Annotated in this window: 1 protein-coding gene; it reads right to left on the bottom strand. The window is 61.4% G+C overall.

Features of this window, described 5'->3' with window-relative positions:
• A partial coding sequence (locus tag IB248_RS30845) for an IS1182 family transposase (RefSeq protein ID WP_192242239.1) occupies positions 1-1,253 on the bottom strand: 1,253 nt, incomplete at both ends.

The following is a 1,253-nucleotide window of genomic DNA, read 5'->3' as shown; positions in this document are numbered from 1 at the left end:
ATGGCTGGTCTGGGTGGCTTGGTGAGCGCCATGGCGATCTTCTTGATGTTTTGGGCGGCTGCAGCCAGCAGGCACTGGCATGCGACGCGGGTGAGACTTCGAAAGCGGGCATAGCGATGCCCGTGAAGCTGCTTGGCATCGGCAAACGAGCGCTCGACCGTCTCCTTGCGGCGCTTATAGATTGCCTTGCCCCAAGGGGTCAGGCGATGGGCGTCGGTGCGCTGGCGGGCGTCGGCCCAGACATGGCGGGTGATGGTACGCACCGCCTTGGTGTTTGATGTGCAGGAGGCCAGCAACGGACAATCGCGGCAGATGGCAGGATCCGAACGATAGTGGCGATAACCGTTGCGGTCGGTGGTGGCATAGGCGAGCAGTTGGCCTTCGGGGCAGCGATAACCGTCCGCCTCAGGCTCGTAGACGAACTTCGACTTGCGCATCATGCCATCTTTGGGCGGGGTCGGGTTGCGATAGCCGGTGACACCGAGGATGGTGCGGTCCTCCAGCCCCTTGGCGATGCCGGACGTGGCATAGCCGGCATCCAGCCCGACAGCACCGACCTCGAAGCCGAACCGCTCCCGCTGGCGGTCCAGCCGGTCGAGATAGACGATACTGTCATGCACATTGGCGGGCGTGACATGGGTATCGGTGATGATCGCAAGCTTGCCGTCCACCGTGCGGTGATCGAGGTAGAAGAAGCCCTTTGGCTTGCCGTCGCGCACCATGTAACCGCTGTCGGGATCGGTGCGCGACACCTTGGTTTCCTTCACCTGCGGCTCGCGCTCCTTTTCCTTCAAGGGCTTCTGGCCGTGCACTGCTCGCTCGGCCTCAATCGCCCGGTCGAGGTCGGCCCAGTAATCGGAGCGCGACTTTTCGATCATCGCAAGATCATATTTGCCCTTGTTGGCATTTGCCTTCAGATGCGTTGAATCCGTATAAAGCACCGTGCCGTCCACCAGGCCATGACGGATCGCCTGCTCAACGATGTGGTCAAAAATATCCTGTGCCACGCTCGTGTCGTTGAAGCGCCGGCGGCGGTTCTGCGACAGCGTCGAGGCGTCAAACACACCGTCCGTCAGCTTCATCTGCAGAAACCAGCGATAGGCGACGTTGACCTCGATCTCGCGCACCAACTGACGCTCCGAGCGGATGCCGAACAGGTAGCCAATGAACAGCGCCTTGAACATCAAGGTCGGATCGAGCGGCGGGCGGCCGTTGTCGGCGCAATAAAGCCCCGCAACACGATCATGGATGAA

The organism is Rhizobium sp. RHZ01, from assembly GCF_014851595.1.
Lineage (GTDB): Bacteria > Pseudomonadota > Alphaproteobacteria > Rhizobiales > Rhizobiaceae > Rhizobium > Rhizobium altiplani.
This window is presented reverse-complemented; position numbering and strand designations above follow the sequence as displayed.